Here is an 18,680-nt window from a genome sequence, read left to right as displayed (position 1 = left end):
CAGATCGGTGACCGTTCGCGCCCGCTCGGCGGACGTGAGCGGCACGTCCCGGCCGCTCGACGGCGGACGTGACCACCGGTTGCGGGGCGCCGCCCGCTCGGGGACGGGCGGCCGATCCCTCCACAGGAGGCGTGCCTCCAGGCCGAGTCCACAGGTCGACCCGACCGCCGTCATGCGGGCAGGGCCCGCGCCTAGAATCGAGCCATGTCGCTGACCGCACCCGCACCGACCCTGACCGACAAGCTCGTCGCGGCCCGCGACGCGTCGTCGGCACTCGCCACGGCGACCACCGCGGTGAAGGATGCGGCGCTCCTCGCGATCGCCGCCGCGGTGCGCGCGGCCACCGACGAGATCGTCGCCGCGAACCACGGCGACCTCGTCGCCGGGGAAGAGGACGGCCTGTCCGGGGGACTCCTCGACCGGCTGCGGCTCGACCCGGCCCGGATCGAGGCACTCGCGGCCGCGGTGGAGCACGTCGTCGGGCTGACCGACCCGGTCGGGGAACACGTCCGCGGTTCGCGCCTGGCAAACGGCCTGCAGCTCACGCAGGTGCGGGTGCCCTTCGGGGTCGTCGGCGCCATCTACGAGGCACGTCCGAACGTCACCGTCGACATCGCCAGCCTCGCGCTGAAGAGCGGCAACGCCGTCGTCCTGCGCGGGGGATCGGCGGCGCAGCGCACCAATGCCGTGCTCGTCGCGCGCCTGCAGGACGCCGTCGCCTCGGTGGGGCTGCCGCGGGAACTCGTGCAGACCATCGACGAGTTCGGCCGTGCCGGGGCGACCGAGCTGATGCGGGCTCGCGGGCTGGTCGACGTGCTCATCCCGCGCGGCAGCGCCTCCCTGATCCAGACGGTCGTCACCGAGTCCCAGGTGCCCGTGATCGAGACCGGCGCCGGCGTGGTGCACGTGTTCCTCGACGAATCCGCACCGCTCCAGCGATCGGTCGACATCGTGCTCAACAGCAAAGTGCAGCGCCCGAGCGTGTGCAACGCCCTCGAGACGCTCCTGGTGCACGAGCGCGCAGCCGAGCGTCTCCTGCCGGCACTCGCCGACCGGCTCCGGGCCGCCGGGGTCACCCTGCGCGGCGACGACGCCACGCGCGTGATCGTCCCCGGGGTGCTCCGCGCGACGGACGCCGACTGGGCGACGGAGTCGATGGACCTCGACCTCTCCATCCGTGTCGTACCGGACGTCGACGCGGCGATGGCGCACATCGCCCGGTGGTCGACGCACCACACCGAGTCGATCGTGACCAACGACGTCGACACGGCCGAGCGCTTCATCGCAGAGGTCGACTCCGCCGTCGTGATGGCGAACGCGTCGACGCGGTTCACCGACGGCGGCGAGTTCGGGTTCGGCGCCGAGGTCGGGATCTCCACGCAGAAGTTGCACGCCCGTGGGCCGATGGGACTACCAGAGCTCACGAGCACCAAGTGGATCGTGCGCGGGCAGGGTCAGATCCGCGGCTAGACTGAACGCCGACTTCCCCCGACCGAACGGAGCATCGGACACATGACCTTCCTCGCAGAAGCCGCTGAGCACGCCTCGGGCGTTCCCGCGTACGTCTTCCCGCTCGTCGGTGCGCTCTTCTTCGCGTTCCTCGGCTTCGTGACCTGGAGCTTCCGCGACGTGGCCTACCGTCACTCCCAGAAGTTCGAGGCCACCCGCCACCACGAGACGGGTGTCGACGAGTTCGGTCACACCAAGATCTGACCCGCCACTCCATGCTCGAGAGCACGGGCCGCCCTCGCATCGGTGTGATGGGTGGCACCTTCGACCCGATCCACCACGGTCACCTCGTGGCTGCGTCGGAGGTCGCCCGTGCCTTCGACCTCGACGAAGTGGTCTTCGTCCCCACCGGTCAGCCGTACATGAAGTCCGACGTGACCGACGCCGAGCACCGGTACCTCATGACGGTCATCGCGACCGCGTCCAACCCGATGTTCACGGTCAGCCGCGTCGACATCGACCGTCCGGGGCCGACCTACACCGTCGACACGCTCCGTGACCTGCACGACCAGCGGCCGGATGCGCAGCTCGTCTTCATCTCCGGCGCAGACGCCGTCCAGCAGATTGTCGACTGGAAAGACCATGATGGTCTCTGGGACCTCGCGCACTTCGTCGCCGTGACGCGTCCGGGACACGCCTTGAGCATCACCGGATTGCCCGAACGGGACGTAAGCTTGCTCGAAGTTCCCGCGCTGGCCATATCGTCGACCGATTGCCGCGACCGGGTGAGACGCGGTTTCCCCGTGTGGTACTTGGTCCCCGACGGTGTCGTCCAGTACATCTCCAAGCACCATCTGTATCGGAGCGTTGCATGAGTTCGTCCGACGCGCAGCCGCCACTGTCGCGGCGCCAGGCGCGCGAGCGTGAGCGTGCCGCCGCAGCCGGCGCGCAGCCCGTGACGCCGCCGCCGACCGTCGCGGCCCCGGCGGAACAGCCGGAGACCCGCCACCGTCCCGGATCGCACGTCGCGCCCGCACCGGGCGCGCCCGCGCAGTCCGCCGCACCGTCGGCTGCGCCCTCGTCGGCGGCCAGCGCGCCGACATCGGCCAGCGCGCCGACGTCGGCGTCCGCGGCACCCGCGGGTGTCCCGGCGATGCCCCCGGCGTCCGCGACCGAGATCGTCCCCGGCTCCGGCGGCCTGACCCGACGGCAGATCCGCCTGATGCGCGAGGCCGACGGCGGAGCAGTCCAGCCGGTCCCGCTGCAGAACCCGACGCCGCAGTCGTCGGACCGCACCGTGCAGGACGTGCTCGGCTCCGTCGACGCACTGCAGGAGACGCCCCGCTCGGCCGCGTCGAAGCAGTCCGAGCCCGCGTCCCCCGTGTCGGACGACGCCGCGCAGGAGCCCGCCGCCGAGACGGTCGTGCTGGACCAGGCCGCTGTCGCCCAGGCCACCGAGGCCGACGGTTCGCCCGACGCCATCGAGCCGCTCGAGACCGCCGTCGCCAACAGCGAGGAACCACGTCGGCACCGCTCGACGTGGGCGCCGCACGACGCACCCGAGGACGCGACCGGGGCCGGTGTCCCCGACGTCACCCCGTCGTCGCCGGCACGTGTTCCTGCAGTCGAGCCCTCCACGCCGGCGGTCTTCCCGCTGTCGCTGGACGACGACGACACGAACGAGGTCCCCGTCCAGGCCGTCCCCACGTCCGCGCCGCGTTCCGCCGGGAGCGACGACGAGGCCACGGATCCGGCACCCCGTGTGCCCGCCTCCTTCCAGCGTCCGTCCGAGCCGAAGCCCCTGACGACGGCGTTCGAGCCGCCGGTCGGCCACTGGTCGCAGCAGGCGCACGACTCGAACGACACCGAGATCCACGACGAGGAGACCGGCACCCGTCGCGTCGCCGTGACGAACACGAACGCGATCATCCTGCCGAACTCGGCCCTCGCCGACCCGACCGGGGCGCTGAACGCCACGGGCGAGGTCATCCTCACCGGCTCGATCGATCTGCCGGCGTCGTTGTCCTCGACGGGATCGCACCGGCCGATCGACGGCGCCGAGGTGGACCGCCTCCTCGAGCAGCACGACGAGCAGCCCGAGACGGACGCCAGCCCGGTCCGAGCCAGCCGCGCGGTGTCGAGCCACACCTCGACACGTCAGGTCGTCCTCGCCGCCGCCAAGCCCAAGGAATCGCGCACGCCGCTCATCCTCGGTGTGACGGTCGGGGCGGTCGGTGTGGCCGCAGCCGCGGTGATCATCGTCGCCCTCGTCACCACCCACACGTTCTGACACACGGGTCCGATCAGCGCCCCGTCGGCCGCGGCCTGGCCGCCGTCGGCGGGGTGGCTTATGATCGGGACCCATCAAGCGATCCGGACACTCCCGGGTCGACGACCGGAAGGAATCCGTGACCGCCTCCTCACGCGCACTGGAACTCGTGCAGACAGCCGCCCTCGCGGCCGACGCCAAGCAGGCCGAAGACCTCGTCGCCCTCGACGTGACCGGGCCGCTGCAGCTCACTGACGTGTTCCTGCTCGCGACCGGCCGGAACGAGCGCAACGTGCTCGCCATCGCGGACGAGATCGAAGAGCGCCTCCTCGAAGCCGGGGCCAAGCCGCTCCGCCGCGAAGGCCGGAGCGAGGGCCGCTGGGTCCTCATCGACTTCGGTGACATCGTCGTGCACGTCTTCCACGAAGAAGACCGCCAGTACTACTCGCTCGAGCGCCTCTGGTCGGACTGCCCGACCATCCCGCTCGCGCTGCCGGTGGACCACACCGCCTGATCGCGACGCGCCCGGGTGGCGGCGACGATTTCGTCACCCGGCGTTCGCATGGTGTACGCTTCTATGGTGCCTCCGGGGAACTGGCCGGTACGAAAGCAACACGATCTGGGTCTGTGGCGCAGCTGGTAGCGCACCTGCATGGCATGCAGGGGGTCAGGGGTTCGAGTCCCCTCAGATCCACCCATTGAACCCCGTAGCATCGCGCTACGGGGTTCTTCTCGTCGGTGCTGACGACGTTCTCGGGGGAGATGGCATGAGCGGCTAGGGGGTGGATCCGCACGCGGTGGCAGTGTTGACGCGACGGAACGTCGACGAGCCGTTCCGTGATCGCACGCACGAGACCGTCGGCTGGTCGCGGACCACGACGGGTGTCGAGATCGAGTTCTCCTCCCGCACGGGCGCGACACGGTACGCGTACCGCGGTACCGACAAGGCCATCGTGATGGAGCACCCCTTCCCGGTCTCCATCCCGAGCGGTTCCGTCGTCGAGGTGGACGGGGACGTCTGGGACACGGTCACGGGACTCCTCGGGTTCGCCGGACCCGACGGGCCGTGGACCCGGGTGTTCTACGACACTCGGTCAGGACCGAGCTTCCGGACCTACCCGGGCGCTCGGGTCCGGCTCGTACCGGACGCAGGGCGTGCGCCACGCGCTGCGGCGGTGCTCCGCTACTGGCGACGGATCGTCGAACGGCTCCCGGTGACCGACGGCCGCCGTCATCCGTTGGCGATCGGTTGGGACTCGCTCGGCCGGATCGATCCCGAGTCCGCACTCGCGACCTACCTCACCGGGGACGAGGTGTCGGCAGCGTCGGACGGTCGCCGAGCGATCTTCCCGTTCTCGTCGAACCTCAGTCAGCGAGCGGCCCTGACGACCGCGCTCGAGTTCCCCGTCTCGGTGATCGACGGTCCACCGGGCACCGGGAAGACGCAGACGATCCTGAACCTCGTGGCCTCGCTCGTCGCGGCGGACCCCTCGGTCAGCATCGGCGTCGTCTCATCGAACAACGCTGCGGTCGACAACGTCGGTCAGAAGCTCGACGCACTCGGCTACGGCTTCGTCGCCGCAGCGCTCGGCAACGCCCAGCGGCGCGACGCGTTCTTCGCGCAGCAGCCAGCGCGCGGCGCCGCGGTGTCGCGTTTCCTGGAAGCGGCCAGGGGTGACGATCCGGACGAAGCCGCTCGCGCCGCCGACCGGTTGGACGAGCTGGACAGCGAGATCGCGATCCTCCAGGAATCGGAGCGGCTGCTCGCGAAGACGCGGCAGGACCTCGACGCGCACCGCCTGGAGCAGCGCCACTTCCTGCAGTACCTCGCCGGTCACGAGGCCACCGACCTCGATGGGATGCCGCTCCTCCGCAAGAGCTCGGACCGCATCATCGACTTCATCGCGGAGACCAGTGGCGTCCCGCACCCCGAGCCGTGGCCGCTTCGCTGGTTGACGCGCCTCCGCCAACGAGTGCGGTACGGATCGCTCGCTGGAGTCGACCCGTCCGACTCAGGCACGGTGCTCGCGCTCCAACGCAGGTACTACGAGCAACGCATCGCGGAACTCGAGGCCGAGTCGCTGGAGCTGGAACACCGGCTGGAACGCGCGGACCTCACCGGACTCACGGAGGAGCAGCAGCGGCTCTCCGTCGTGGTGTTGCGGCGTGCGCTCGTGGCGAGGTACGCGGATCGTCCACGAAGAAGCCACGAGGAACGCGGGTACCGCACGGACTTCTCGCGGTTCACCGCCGACCACCCGGTCATCCTCAGTACCTGCCACTCGTTGCGTCGCAGCATCGCACCGGGGGCGTTGCTCGACGTGCTGATCGTCGACGAAGCTTCGCAGGTGGACCTCCTGGCCGGTGCCCTCGCGCTCGCTGCAGCGAGGCGGGTCGTGGTCGTCGGAGACCTCGCACAGCTCTCCCACATACCCGAGGCGAGCGCCGCCGCTGCCGTCGGACCCGCGCCGATCGATGCCTACGACTACGGCACGCACAGTCTCCTGTCGTCCCTCGTGGCGCTCCACGGCGATCGACTCCCGAGGACGATGCTCCGCGAGCACTACCGGTGCGACCCAGCGATCATCGGGTTCTGCAACGAGAAGTTCTACGACGGCCAGCTCATCCCGTTCACGACCGGGCGCTCGGCGCGGCCGGTCGTGGTCCACACCACCGCTCTGGGGAACCACATGCGGCAGCACCGTTCCGGAGGGCGGTCCAACCAGCGGGAGATCGACGTCATCGAGCGTGAGGTCATCCCGCAGCACTGCGCCGACGTGGCTCGGAACGAGATCGGGGTCACCTCGCCGTACCGCCGACAGGTGGAGAAGATCGGCGACGTCCTCGTGCAGGAGCTCGTCGAGATCGAGGCCGACACGGTGCACCGTTTCCAGGGCCGGGAGAAGCAGGTCGTCGTGATGAGCACGGTCCTCGACGAGACCTGGCGTGGACGGACGGGTACGGCGTTCGTCGACGATCCCCGGCTCGTCAACGTCGCCGTCTCCCGAGCGGTGGAGCAGTTCATCCTCGTCACCGACCACGAGATGCTCCCGACGAGTCGCCATCTCCGCGACCTCGTGGAGTACATGCGCTACCACGACCCCGGCAACGAGCCCCTCCGCAGTGGTGTCGTCTCGGTGTTCGATCTCCTGTACCGGAGGTTCTCGGAGCGGCTCCTCGCGTTGTCCGGCCGCCTCAGGGGCGAGTTGCGTTTCCTGTCCGAGGACATCATCTGGACCGTGCTCCGCGAGGTACTCGACGAGGCGCCGTACACCGATCTCGTCGTCGTGCCGCAGGTTCTGGTGCAGAACGTGCTCCCGGACACCGACCGGCTCACCGTGGCGCAGGCGACCTACGTCCGCAACCGATGCTCACTCGACTTCGTGGTGTACCGGCGCATCGGACGGATCCCGGTCCTCGCGGTCGAGGTGAACGGGTTCGCGTTCCACGAGGACAAGCCCGACCAGGCACGGAAGGACCTCCTCAAGCAGCAGATCCTCGAGGAGTACGGCCTCCCGCTGTTGTCGCTCGCGACCACGGGGAGCGACGAACCCGGGCGGATCCGTCGGGCACTCGACGCCGCAACGGGGGCGCCCGTCCCGATACGCTGAGCGCATGAGCAGCGACGCCCCCCTCTCCGGTTCCGCCCTGACGATCACCGCCGGTGGCTACACGGCCGAGCTCGCCTCGGTGGGGGCGACGCTGCGGACGCTCCGGTACGAGGGCCGCGACCTCGTCGTGCCGTTCGACGCCGACGAGGTCCGCCCCGCCTTCCGCGGGGCCGTCCTCGCCCCGTGGCCGAACCGGGTCGTCGACGGCACGTACTCCTTCGGTGGCTCGGATCACGAGCTCGCGCTCACCGAACCCACCCGCCACCACGCCCTGCACGGCCTCGTCGCCTGGACCGACTTCCGGACCGTCGCGCACGAACCCGACCGCGCCGTCCTCGCCACGACGATCCCCGCCCAGTCCGGGTACCCGTTCCGCGTCGAGGTCCTGGTCGAGTACCGCCTCGACGCCGAGGGGCTGCACACGACGATCACCGGCACGAACACGGGGCCCGACGCGGCACCGTGGGGGACCGGCCCGCACCCGTACCTCGTCGGCGGCGAGGGACGTGTCGACGACTGGACCCTGACGCTCCCGGCCGCCGAGGTGCTCGAGGTCACCGAGGACCGCCTCATCCCGACCGGCCTCGCGCCGGTGCACGACGAGTTCGACCTGCGGAGCGCGACGCTGATCGGGGAGCGGTTCATCGACCACGCGTACACGGGGTTCGACCGCGACGCCGACGGCACCGCGACGATCGTCCTCACCGCGGCCGACGGGCACGGTGTCCGGGCGTCGTTCGGTCCGGAGTGCCCGTGGGTGCAGGTCCACACCGCCGACCACGTGATCCCCGAGTACCACCGTGCCGGCCTCGCGGTGGAGCCGATGACCTGTGCGCCGGACGCGTTCAACGCCGGCGTCGACGCCGGGCTCGTCGTGCTCGCCCCGGGCGCCTCGCACGCCGCGTCGTGGACGATCGCCGCGGTCTGACGGCGGACCCTGCCGTCCGCGTCACGGTCCGCGCCTTCCCGACCGTCCCGGACCTCGGGGCGTTGGCGGCAGCCGCGGACGGCGACGTCGTCTGGCTCGACTCCTCGCTCCCGCCGGAGGCTCCGGTGGCGGCGCACGCCCGAGCGCGATGGTCGGTCCTCGCGCTGACCGACGGCCCGTTCGCCGCCCGGTTCCGGCACGAGGCGCACCGCGCCGACGTCGAGGTGTCCCCGGCATCGCGCCGGTGGTTCGGCCCGTCCCGGCACGACGACACCCCCGCGTTCGCGGTCCTCGACGCCCTGCTCGGGCGCACCCCGGCAGTGTCGGAACCGATCGCCGGGTGCGGCTTCGCGCTCGGCTGGGTCGGGTTCCTCGGCTACGAGCTCGGTCGCGAGTCCGGTGGCGCCGACCGCACGGCCGACGGGCACGCGGACGCCGACCTGCGGTTCACGGACCGCGCGGTCGTCGTCGACGCGGGCGGAGCAGCGTGGGCGCTCGCCCTGGTGGCCGACGCGGAACCGGCGGCCAGCGCGGCGAACCGCGCATGGCTCGAGACGGTGACCGGCGGGCGGACGTGGGCCGACGTCGACGACGTGCCCCCGCGCCTCCCGTCCGGTGCAGTGGCGACCGGACGCGTCACGCGCGCCGCCTACGAGACGGCGGTGGACGCGTGCCGCGCGGAGATCCGCGACGGCAACGCGTTCCAGGTCTGCCTCACCACCGTCTTCGGGCTGGTTCCGGCACCCGGTCTGGGCCCACGCCGCCGGTTCCGGGGCGACGCGCCAGCGGCGGACCGGCCGTGCCGGTGGGGAGAGGCGCGGTGCCTGTCCGGTACGGACGCGCACCTCTCCGAGTACCTGCGGCTGCGTGCGCTCGACCCCGTCCCGTTCGGTGCGTACCTGCGGCTCGGCCCGCTGCGCGTGGCGAGCCGGTCGCCGGAGCGGTTCCTGCGGATCGAGGCGTCCGGGGCGGTGGCCGCGGAACCGATCAAGGGGACGCGGCGGCGGCGTGGCGACCCGGAGGAGGACGCGGCAGCACGTGCGGAACTCGCGGCGAGCGTGAAGGACCGCGCGGAGAACGTGATGATCGTCGACCTGCTGCGGAACGACCTGCTGCGGACGGCCGTGCCGGGGTCGGTGCACGTCGACCGGCTCTGCGACGTCGAGACGTACGCGAGCGTGCACCAGATGGTGTCGACGATCGGTGCGGTGCTGCCGGACGGTGCCTCGCGGGCGGCTGTCGTGCGCGCGGCGTTCCCGCCTGGATCGATGACCGGCGCCCCGAAGATCAGTGCGATGGCGATCGCGGACCGGCTCGAGGGTGCGCCCCGGGGCGTGTACTCGGGCGTGATCGGGTACTTCTCCGCCAGCGGTGCGGTCGATCTGTCGGTGGCGATCCGCACACTGGTGACGGTGGTCGACGACGCCGGCACGGTGCGGTCGCGGACGTTCGGGGCCGGCGGCGCGGTGACGTGGTCGTCGGTGGCGGCGGACGAGGCGGACGAGGTCGAGACGAAGACCCGGTCGGTGTTGTCCGGGCTGGGGGCCGTCGCGCGCTGGTAGGGGGTCGTCGATCTGCGCCGGGATCCTGCCACCACGGCGTGTCGAACGTGTGTTCGGGCTGGTTGTCCACAGGATGTCGGTCCTCGTTGACATCATCGAACACATGTTCGAATATGAGGGCATGCAGACGGCGGCGGCACTCCAGTCGTCCGGGGCTCCACGGGAGTCGACCGGACGGTCCGGTGCTGCCCGACCGGTGCGTCGCGTCGACCACCTCGGGGATGCCCGGGCGGCGCTCGAGCGCATCACCTCGTTGCGCTCGCGGGTCGCCGAGATGGAGTCCACACGCGTCGACACCGAGGGACTGCCGACCACCGAGGCACTCGCGCCCCTGCTGCCGGGCGGGTCGATCCGGGTCGGGGGCGCCTACGCGGTGCACGAGTCGGTGCTCCTCGCGATGACGATGCTCCAGGCCGCCTCGGCCGCCGGGGCCTGGTGCGCGGTGGTGGGTGTGCCGTCCTTCGGGGTCGAAGCGGCCGCAGCCGCGGGGATCGACCTCGAGCGGCTCGTGCTCGTGCCGGACCCGGGCGACCAGTGGCTCACCGTCACCGCCGCCCTGGCGGACGTGGCGCAGATCGTCCTCACCCGTCCGCTCGGTCGGGTCGTGCCGGGCGACGTCTCCCGGTTGTCGGCACGGCTGCGGCAGCGTGGCGGAGCGCTGGTGGCGCTCGGGTCCTGGCCGGGGGCGGACGTCACGCTGCGGGTGACCCGGTCCGAGTGGAGCGGCATCGGGGACGGCCACGGCTTCCTGGCCGAGCGACGGGTCACGGTGTCGGCGTCCGGGCGCGCGGGGGCGGTCCGGCCGGTCGACGCCGAGCTCCTGCTGCCCGCGGCGGACGGCACGGTGCGGGCAGCGGTCCCCGCCGCGGCTGCGGGCGCCGGCTCGGACACCGGGCACGTGCTCCGCCCCGTGGCGGTGGCGTCGTGAGCCCCCGTCGGGGTGTCCGGACGCGCACAGCGGGTGTGCCCGATGCGCGGGCGGTCCGTGCCGACGCGATCGTCCGCGGGGGAGCCCTGCCCGAGCCGCCCCCGACCCGGACGATCGTGCTGTGGTGCCCGGACTGGCCGGTGATCGCCGCCGCCCGTGCCGCCGGGTCGCCGCCGGACCACCCGTTCGCACTCGTGGTGAAGGGGCAGGTGTACGCCAGTTCCGCGAGTGCCCGGCAGCACGGGGTCGTGCGGGGCCTCCGCGTGCGAGAGGCCCAGGCGCGCTGCCCGGAGCTCGTCGTGCAGCCCTACGACGACGCCCTCGACCACCGGGCGTTCGAACCGGTCATCCGTGCGGTCGAGGCTGCCGTGCCCGGTGTCGAGGTCGTGCGCCCCGGCACCCTCGCGCTGCGCTCCCGGGGGCCCGCGCGCTACTACGGCGGTGAGCGTGCCGCGGCGGCGACCCTCGCGGGCATCGCGGCGGACCACGGCGCCCCCGGGGTCCGGGCCGGGATCGCCGACACCCCGTTCGCCGCCGAACAGGCCGCACGCGCCCGACCCGTCCGACCCGGGGAGCGCGTCCGGATCGTGCCCGTGGACGGCTCGGCGCCGTTCCTGGCCGGGCTGCAGCTCGGGGTGCTCGGCGACGCCGACCTCGCGATGCTGCTCGGGCGCCTCGGCATCACGACCCTGGGGGAGTTCGCCGCGCTCGGTGACGAACAGGTGCGCGACCGGTTCGGCGTGGCCGGGGCGTTCCTGCACCGGCTCGCGGGCGGGCGTGACCCCCGTGCGGTCGCGGCGCGGGACGTCCCGCCGGAGCTCCGGGTCGAGGCAGCATTCGAGCCCCCGCTCGACCGGGCCGACCAGATCGCGTTCGCGTTCCGGCGCTCGGCCGACGACTTCGCCGCCCGGCTGCGGGCCGCCGGGCTCGTCGCCACGACGATCCGGGTCGGCATCGTCGACGAGCGGGACATCCTGCTCGAACGCACGTGGGTGCACCCGCGGTGGTTCGACGCCGCCGACGTGGTCGACCGGGTCCGCTGGCAGCTCGCCGGCGGGGTGGACCCCACCGGGCTCGAGGCGCCCGTCGTCTCGGTGGTCCTCGAACCCGTCGCCGTGGACGACGTGGCGAACCACGAGCGCGGACTCTGGGGGACCGGCCCGGACGAACGGGTCCACCACGGGCTCGCCCGCGTGCAGGGGCTCGTCGGGCACGACGGGGTCGTCACGCCGCGCATCGGTGGCGGACGCACCCTGGCGGAGCGTGTCGTGCTCGTGCCGTGGGGGGACGCCCCCGTCGGCGGTGAGCGCGCCCTGGCGACCGTGCGGGACCGGCCGTGGCCCGGCAAGCTGCCCGGACCGCCGCCGGCGACCGTGCTCGACCGACCCCGACCGGTCGACGTGGTGGCTGCCGACGGCGGCACCGTCGACGTCGACGACCGCGGTGCCCTGACCGGGACACCCGAGCGCTTCCGTGCCGATGGGGAGCGCGGCGGGCGGTTCGACCCCGTGACGACGTGGGCCGGGCCCTGGCCGCTCGTCGTCCGCTGGTGGGAGTCCGGCGGCCGACGCCTGCACCGGTTGCAGCTCGTCGACGCCGAGGGGCGTGCGTGGTACCTGGTGCTCGCGGACCACCGGTGGTGGGCCGAGGCGGTGGCGACGTGACGCGCGCGAGTGGGGAGCACTGATGGGCTACAGCAACCCGCCGATCCCGTGGTCGCAGTTCGAACGCGCCCTGTCCGACAAGCGGAGTCCCGGCACCACGCACGACGGCGACGGCGGCGACAGTCCGGCGTGGTCGCGGAAGCGCTCGCGGTACGAGGCCCCGAGCGGTCTCGAGGACACGGGCAACGTGCCGGTCGTGCCGTACGCCGAACTCCACGCGCACTCCACCTTCAGCTTCCTCGACGGCGCGAGCGGGCCGGAGCACCTCTTCGAAGAGGCCGCGCGGCTGCACCTGCACGGCCTCGCCCTCACCGACCACGACGGCTTCTACGGCGCTGCCCGGATGGCCGAGGTCGCAGAGGCGTACCCGACCGTGGCGACCGTGTACGGCACCGAGCTGTCCCTCGGGTTGACCGAACCGCAGAACGGCGTGCCCGACCCAGAGGGCACGCACCTGCTGCTGCTCGCGGACGGCCAGGACGGCTACCACCGGCTCGCCGGCGCCGTGACGAGCGCCCACCTGGCGGCCGGAGCCGAGAAGGGGCGGCCGCGGTACGACCTCGACGACCTCGCGGCACGGTCCGACGGCCACTGGCGGGTCCTCACCGGCTGCCGGAAGGGCGCCGTCCGACAGGCGCTCGAGCGCGGCGGGGAGACCGCTGCCGAAGCCGCCCTGCGCGCGCTGCTCGACCGGTTCGGCACGGCCGGCGTCGTCGTCGAGCTCATCGACCACGGCGACCCGATGGACACCGCCAGGAACGACGCCCTCGCCGCGCTCGCCACGAAGCACGGCCTGCCGACCGTCGCCACGGGGAACGTGCACTACGCCACCCCCGACCGGTTCCCCGTGGCGACGGCGCTCGCCGCGGTCCGGGCGCGGCGCAGCCTCGACGAGATCGACGGCTGGTTGCCGGCCGCCCCCACGGCGTACCTGCGTTCCGGGGCTGAGATGGCCAGACGGTTCGCGCGCTACCCGGGTGCCGTCCAGCACAGCGTGGAGCTCGCCGACGAGCTGGGGTTCCGGTTGAAGACGGTCAAGCCCGGGCTGCCGGACATCGACGTCCCCGAGGGGCACACCACGATGTCCTGGCTGCGGGAGCTCACGTGGCGCGGTGCCCGCCGGTTCTACCCGGGCAGCTCGGACGGGGTCGACCCGCAGAAACGGGAGCGCATCGAACGCGAGCTCTCGGTGATCCAGGACAAGGACTTCCCTGGGTACTTCCTCATCGTGCGGGACATGGTGCAGTACGCCCGCGACCGCGGGATCCTCTGCCAGGGGCGGGGCTCCGCGGCGAACTCGGCGGTCTGCTACCTGCTCGAGATCACCGCGGTGGACTCGATCCGGTACGGGCTGCCGTTCGAGCGGTTCCTGTCGGCGATGCGCGACGAGGAACCCGACATCGACGTCGACTTCGACTCCGACCGGCGCGAAGAGGTCATCCAGTACGTGTACGAGAAGTACGGCCGGTTCAACGCCGCCCAGGTCGCGAACGTCATCACCTACCGACCCAAGGGCGCCGTGCGGGACATGGCGAAGGCGCTCGGGCACAGCCCCGGGCAGCAGGACGCCTGGTCGAAGCAGGTCGAGCGCTGGGGCTCGGTGACCGAGAGCCAGGACCACGACATCCCGGACACCGTGGTGGACATGGCGCAGCAGGTGCTCGGGTTCCCGCGGCACCTCGGCATCCACTCCGGCGGCATGGTGCTCACCGACCGGCCCGTGGGCGAGGTCGTGCCGATCGAGCACGCCCGGATGGACGGCCGGACCGTGCTGCAGTGGGACAAGGACGACTGCGCGTACATGGGGCTCGTGAAGTTCGACATGCTCGGGCTCGGCATGCTCGCTGCGCTGCAGTACTCGTTCGACCTCGCCGACGAGCACTGCGGGGAACGCTGGGACATGCACTCGATCCCGAAGGAGGAACAGGGCGTCTACGACCAGCTCTGCCGAGCGGACACGATCGGGGTGTTCCAGGTGGAGTCCCGCGCTCAGATGGGCACGCTGCCCCGTCTGCTGCCCCGGCGGTTCTACGACCTCGTGATCGAGGTCGCCCTGGTGCGTCCCGGGCCGATCCAGGGCGGCGCGGTGCACCCGTACATCCGCCGTCGCACCGGCGAGGAACCGATCACCTACATCCACCCGTCGCTCGAACCCGTGCTCGAGCGGACCCTCGGCGTGCCGCTGTTCCAGGAGCAGCTCATGCAGATGGCGATCGCGGTGGGCGGCTGCTCGGGGGACGACGCCGATCTGCTCCGACGGGCGATGGGGTCGAAGCGCGGGCACGAGAAGATCGACCGGCTGCGCGAGAAGCTCTACGCGGGGATGGCGGCGAACGACATCCACGGCGAGGACGCCGATGCCATCTACGCGAAGATCCAGGCGTTCGCGAACTTCGGCTTCGCGGAGAGCCACTCGATCAGCTTCGCGCTCATCGTCTACGCGAGCGCGTGGATGCGTTTGCACTACCCGGGCGCGTTCCTGGCAGCGCTGCTCCGCGCCCAGCCGATGGGGTTCTACTCGCCGCAGACGCTCGTCGCCGACGCCCGACGGCACGGGGTGCGCGTGCTGCGGCCCGACATCCTGCGGTCCGGCGTGGACGCCACGCTCGAGCCGTTGCCCGAGGGTGAGCGTGCGACCGCACCCAGCGACGCGGACGCCTGCCTGGCCGAGGAACAGCCACCGGTGCTGCCGTTCGACAAGGCCGCACCCGACGACACGGCACGGCACCGACGCGACGGCGCCTTCGCGGTCCGGCTCGGCCTGGCCGAGGTCTCGTCGCTGGGACGGAAGAGCGCCGAGAAGATCGTGGCCGAACGCGACGCCCACGGACCGTTCACCGACATGTCCGACCTGGCGCGTCGGGTCGGCCTGACCACGGCCCAGCTCGAGGCGCTCGCCGCCGCCGACGCCTTCGCCGCGCTCGGGGTGGACCGCCGCGGGGGCATGTGGTCCGCCGCCCAGGCCGCTGCCGAGCGTCCGGACCAGTTGCCGGACACCCAGGTCACGGTGCAGCCGCCGCTGTTCGGGCAGATGACGAGCGGCGACGTCCTCATCGCGGACATGTGGTCCACGGGGATGACGACCGACGACCACCCCGTGCGGCACGTCCGTGCCGGACTGGTCGCCCGCGGGGTCCTCAGCGTGCAGGACACCGCGACGGCGGAGACCGGGCGGCGGGTGGAGGTCGGTGGGATCGTGACGCACCGGCAGCGACCGGCGACCGCCTCGGGCATCACGTTCATGAACGTCGAGGACGAGACCGGGCTGGTGAACGTGATCTGCAGCGTCGGGGTGTGGGGGCGCTACCGGCGGGTGGCGCGTGAGGCTCCGGCGGTCGTCATCCGGGGGATCCTCGAACGGTCACCCGACGGGGTCGTGAACCTGGTGGCGGACCGGATCGAGCACCTGTCCCTGTCGGTCCGCACGCGGTCGCGGGACTTCCAGTGATCGCCGTGGCGTCAGGAGACCGCCGGGATGCGGACGGTGACCTCGAGCCCACCGGAGCGGACGTTGCGGAGGGACGCGGTGCCTCCGGCCCGTTCCGCGACCGCTCGGACGATCGCGAGCCCGAGACCGGACCCGCCGGGCAGCGGGATGCCTCCGGTGGCCGGGTCGGGGTTCGGGCGTGACTTCCGGGCTTCGTCCGGGCGGGTGAAGCGGTCGAACGCGACGGGGATGAACGACTCCGGAACGCCAGGGCCGTCGTCGGTGACCTGCAGGATGCCCTCGTCGCCGGTGCTCCGCCACGACACGAAGATGCCGCCCCCGCGGGGGAGTGCCGACACGGCGTTGCCGGCGATGTTCGTGACGAGCTGCGCCATCCCACCGGTGTCGAGTCGGTACCGCGGCTCGACGGTGCCTCCGCCGATGCCCGGCCCGGAACCGCCCACGGCGACGGGTGACTCGAGGTCGAAGTCGACGGTGATGTCCTTCGCCGAGGCGATCAGCCGGACCCGGTCGACGGCGGACATGACCTCGTCGCCGAGGTCGGACCACCCGGTGAGCGTCTGCTGCTGACCGTCCTGGTCACGGCGCTCCGACTCCTCGATCCGGGACAGCGCGAGCAGGTCGTTCGCCAGACGGGACAGCCTCGCGACGCTGAGCTTCGCCCGTTCGATGTGCGCGGCCAGCGCTGCGGCGTCGTCGCCGTCGAGCGAGGCCAGGTCGAGCTGGGTCGTCAGGATGGCCAGGGGGGTGCGGAGCTCGTGGCTGGCGTCCGAGACCATCTGGCGCTCGCGTTCGGTCGCCTGGCGGGTGCGGGCGAGGAACGCGTTGAGCGTGGTGGCGAGGGACGCCAGTTCGTCCTGCGCCGGGCCGACCGGCAGTTCCGCGCGTTCGGGTGCGACGGAGAGCCGTTCTGCCTCGCGCCGCATCCGGTTCACCGGGCGCAGGGCCGCGGTGGCGAGCGCCCACGACGCGATGCCGAACGCCACGAGGATGGCCAGGCCCGTGAGCGAGAGCGTCGAGGTGAGGTCGTCGACGACGATCGCCTCGGCCTGCGAGTTGCGGGCCGCGACGACGGTCCAGCGTCCGGCCTGGTTCACCGGGTGCTCCACGACGACGCGGTACTCCGATCCGGACACCCGGATGAGCGAGGTGCCGGCCTTCGTCGACGTCAGGCTGCCGAGTGCCCGCTCGACCCGTGGCGGCATGGTGGACAGCGCGATGTCGCCCGACGGGGACACGACCGCGACGAGCTGTGCGTTGCCGGGCGGGGACAGATCGGGGTCGCTGTCGACCTCGAGCGTCGCGACGTACGGGTCGGCGTCCGCGTCGAGCAGGGTGCGCGTGGCACTCGCGACGACGCTGACCACCTGGAACCGCATGACGAGCACGAGGAGCACGATGACGACCGCGGCGATCGCGGTGGAGCCGATGGTGATGCGCGAACGGAGCGAGAGCATCCGCAGCGGACGGATCAGACCACGCCTCGGGGTGTCCGATCCGGAGGTGGGGAGGGGCTCGGTCACGCCCCGAGCAGGTCGAGCCGGTAGCCGCGGCCGCGCACGGTGGAGATCGCGACGGTGGCCTCGTGCGAGGTCAGCTTCTTCCGGAGGTACGAGATGTACTGCTCGACGACGTTCGGGTCGACGTGCTGCGAGCCGTCCCAGACCTCCTCGAGGATCTTCGGGCGGTCGACCACCGTGCCGACCGAGCGCGCGAGCAGCCGCAGCAGGGCGAACTCGGTGGGGCTCACGGCGACCCGCTGGCCCTTGATGGTGATGCGGCGGGCCTCCGAGTCGATGCCGACGTCGCCGACCTCGATGGTGCGCGGAGCGCCGGCGGACTCGCGGCGGCCGAGGGCGCGCAGGCGAGCGGTGAGCTCGGCGAAGGCGAAGGGCTTCGTGAGGTAGTCGTCGGCACCGGCGTCGAGGCCGAACACCCGGTCGTCGACGGCGTCGCGCGCGGTCACCAACAGGATCCGCACGGGGTCCTCGCGCTCACGGATGCGCCGGGCGAGCTCGAAGCCGGACATGCCGGGCATCATGACGTCGACGACGGCGAGCTCGAAGGCCTGCTCACCGAGCGCGATGAGCGCTTCGACGCCGTTCTCGACCGCCGTGACGCGGTACCCCTCTGCCGCGAGCCCACGCTCCATGAGCGCACGCATCTCGTCATCGTCCTCGACCACCAACAGGCGCATAGCGACCTCCTCGGACCCATCGTGGCATCGAACCGGGCGAGCGGGGGCGTTCCTCCACCGAACTCGCTGAATCTCGTCACAGCGAACGGGCAGAACGGTCTGTCCCTCGTTCGTGGGACGTGAGAGCTTCTTGCGTTCTTGCTAGGCTCGCGCTCCGGACGGCGCGTACCCGACGCCACGTCCGATGGGGGCACCATGAACGACTCGCCGGATCACCCGGCCCTCGTCCGTCTGCGCGCCGAGCTCGACGCTGCATGGAAGGGCATGGGCGTGCTCGGTGACATGGAGGACGTCAGCCGCGACCGCGTCGTCGCCGAACTGCGCGCTGCGGTCCCCGACGTCGCCAGTCGTGCCGCACGCGCTGCAGGGACCGACGCCGTGGTCGCCGAGATCAACCGGTTCGCGGCGGCTGAGGTCGTGTCGAGCGACGCCGCAGTCCCGACGGCGACGATCTGGGACGACATCGTGCACTCGGCGACCGAGGCCGCGAGCGCCGCGCGCTGACGCCTGGTTCTCGTTCCGCCTCGACGGTGGTGGGTCGTCGCGCGTACCTGTCGGATTCGGGTGTACCCGGCGGATTCGGGCGTACTGGGTTTGTTTCGACCAGGTACGCGCGATTCCGCT

Annotated in this window: 14 protein-coding genes and 1 tRNA gene; 13 read left to right on the top strand and 2 right to left on the bottom strand. The window is 72.1% G+C overall.

What is annotated here, in order from left to right; genetic code table 11:
• Positions 1 to 204: 204 nt before the first annotated feature.
• The 12 genes from CRP27_RS09830 to CRP27_RS09775 all read left to right on the top strand — a co-directional run bounded on the left by CRP27_RS09830 (position 205) and on the right by CRP27_RS09775 (position 15,859).
• Positions 205 to 1,470: a glutamate-5-semialdehyde dehydrogenase gene (locus tag CRP27_RS09830; RefSeq protein ID WP_097180514.1), complete on the top strand. Its 1,266-nt coding sequence runs from the start codon at positions 205 to 207 to the stop codon at positions 1,468 to 1,470.
• Between the two features lie 42 nt (positions 1,471 to 1,512).
• Positions 1,513 to 1,713 carry a hypothetical protein gene (locus CRP27_RS09825; protein ID WP_079238598.1) on the top strand — a complete coding sequence of 67 codons (201 nt, stop codon included), beginning with the start codon at positions 1,513 to 1,515 and terminating at the stop codon, positions 1,711 to 1,713.
• 11 nt (positions 1,714 to 1,724) lie between these two features.
• Entirely contained in the window at positions 1,725 to 2,324 is a 600-nt protein-coding gene (gene nadD / locus CRP27_RS09820; protein WP_097180513.1) for a nicotinate-nucleotide adenylyltransferase, read from the top strand.
• Positions 2,321 to 3,739: a hypothetical protein gene (locus tag CRP27_RS09815; RefSeq protein WP_097180512.1), complete on the top strand. Its 1,419-nt coding sequence runs from the start codon at positions 2,321 to 2,323 to the stop codon at positions 3,737 to 3,739. The genes nadD and CRP27_RS09815 overlap by 4 nt, the downstream gene beginning before the upstream one ends.
• A 118-nt stretch (positions 3,740 to 3,857) precedes the next feature.
• Positions 3,858 to 4,232 (top strand): ribosome silencing factor, encoded by a 375-nt coding sequence (gene rsfS, locus CRP27_RS09810; RefSeq protein ID WP_097180511.1) that lies wholly within the window; start codon positions 3,858 to 3,860, stop codon positions 4,230 to 4,232.
• A 107-nt stretch (positions 4,233 to 4,339) separates the two neighbouring features.
• A tRNA-Ala gene (locus CRP27_RS09805) sits at positions 4,340 to 4,412 on the top strand.
• A 103-nt stretch (positions 4,413 to 4,515) separates the two neighbouring features.
• On the top strand, positions 4,516 to 7,329 hold the full coding sequence (locus CRP27_RS09800) for a DEAD/DEAH box helicase (protein ID WP_141399733.1): 2,814 nt from the start codon (positions 4,516 to 4,518) through the stop codon (positions 7,327 to 7,329).
• A 4-nt stretch (positions 7,330 to 7,333) separates the two neighbouring features.
• Complete coding sequence (locus tag CRP27_RS09795) at positions 7,334 to 8,257, top strand: aldose 1-epimerase family protein (protein ID WP_097180509.1); 924 nt, start codon at positions 7,334 to 7,336, stop codon at positions 8,255 to 8,257.
• Positions 8,236 to 9,819, top strand: coding sequence for an anthranilate synthase component I family protein (locus CRP27_RS09790; RefSeq protein WP_176505550.1), 1,584 nt, complete (start codon positions 8,236 to 8,238; stop codon positions 9,817 to 9,819). Before CRP27_RS09795 ends, CRP27_RS09790 begins: the two co-directional genes overlap by 22 nt.
• 103 nt (positions 9,820 to 9,922) lie before the next feature.
• Entirely contained in the window at positions 9,923 to 10,747 is an 825-nt protein-coding gene (locus CRP27_RS09785; RefSeq protein WP_176505549.1) for a hypothetical protein, read from the top strand.
• A gap of 35 nt (positions 10,748 to 10,782) precedes the next feature.
• Complete coding sequence (locus tag CRP27_RS09780) at positions 10,783 to 12,411, top strand: DNA polymerase Y family protein (RefSeq protein ID WP_097180507.1); 1,629 nt, start codon at positions 10,783 to 10,785, stop codon at positions 12,409 to 12,411.
• Positions 12,412 to 12,433: 22 nt separating this feature from the next.
• Positions 12,434 to 15,859, top strand: a complete 3,426-nt coding sequence (locus CRP27_RS09775) for an error-prone DNA polymerase (RefSeq protein ID WP_097180506.1) — start codon at positions 12,434 to 12,436, stop codon at positions 15,857 to 15,859.
• Between the two features lie 11 nt (positions 15,860 to 15,870).
• On the opposite strand, the gene CRP27_RS09770 is transcribed toward CRP27_RS09775, so the two are convergent.
• Together CRP27_RS09770 and CRP27_RS09765 are read right to left on the bottom strand one after the other, a co-directional pair.
• A complete protein-coding gene (locus CRP27_RS09770) occupies positions 15,871 to 17,382 on the bottom strand; it encodes a HAMP domain-containing sensor histidine kinase (RefSeq protein ID WP_255257526.1) in 1,512 nt (503 codons plus the stop codon).
• Positions 17,379 to 18,056: a response regulator transcription factor gene (locus CRP27_RS09765; protein ID WP_079238605.1), complete on the bottom strand. Its 678-nt coding sequence runs from the start codon at positions 18,054 to 18,056 to the stop codon at positions 17,379 to 17,381. The genes CRP27_RS09770 and CRP27_RS09765 overlap by 4 nt, the downstream gene beginning before the upstream one ends.
• Positions 18,057 to 18,251: 195 nt before the next feature.
• Between CRP27_RS09765 and CRP27_RS09760 the strand changes: the two genes are divergently transcribed.
• The gene (locus CRP27_RS09760; protein WP_097180505.1) at positions 18,252 to 18,560 is read left to right on the top strand and encodes a hypothetical protein; all 309 of its coding nucleotides are present in this window, start codon (positions 18,252 to 18,254) and stop codon (positions 18,558 to 18,560) included.
• The last annotated feature ends 120 nt before the right edge of the window (positions 18,561 to 18,680 follow it).

Origin of the sequence: Curtobacterium sp. 314Chir4.1 (assembly GCF_900215175.1) — a bacterium.
In the GTDB taxonomy this organism is placed as follows: domain Bacteria; phylum Actinomycetota; class Actinomycetes; order Actinomycetales; family Microbacteriaceae; genus Curtobacterium; species Curtobacterium pusillum_A.
Note: the sequence above shows the minus strand (reverse complement) of the source record. Positions and strands in the feature narration are given on the sequence as shown.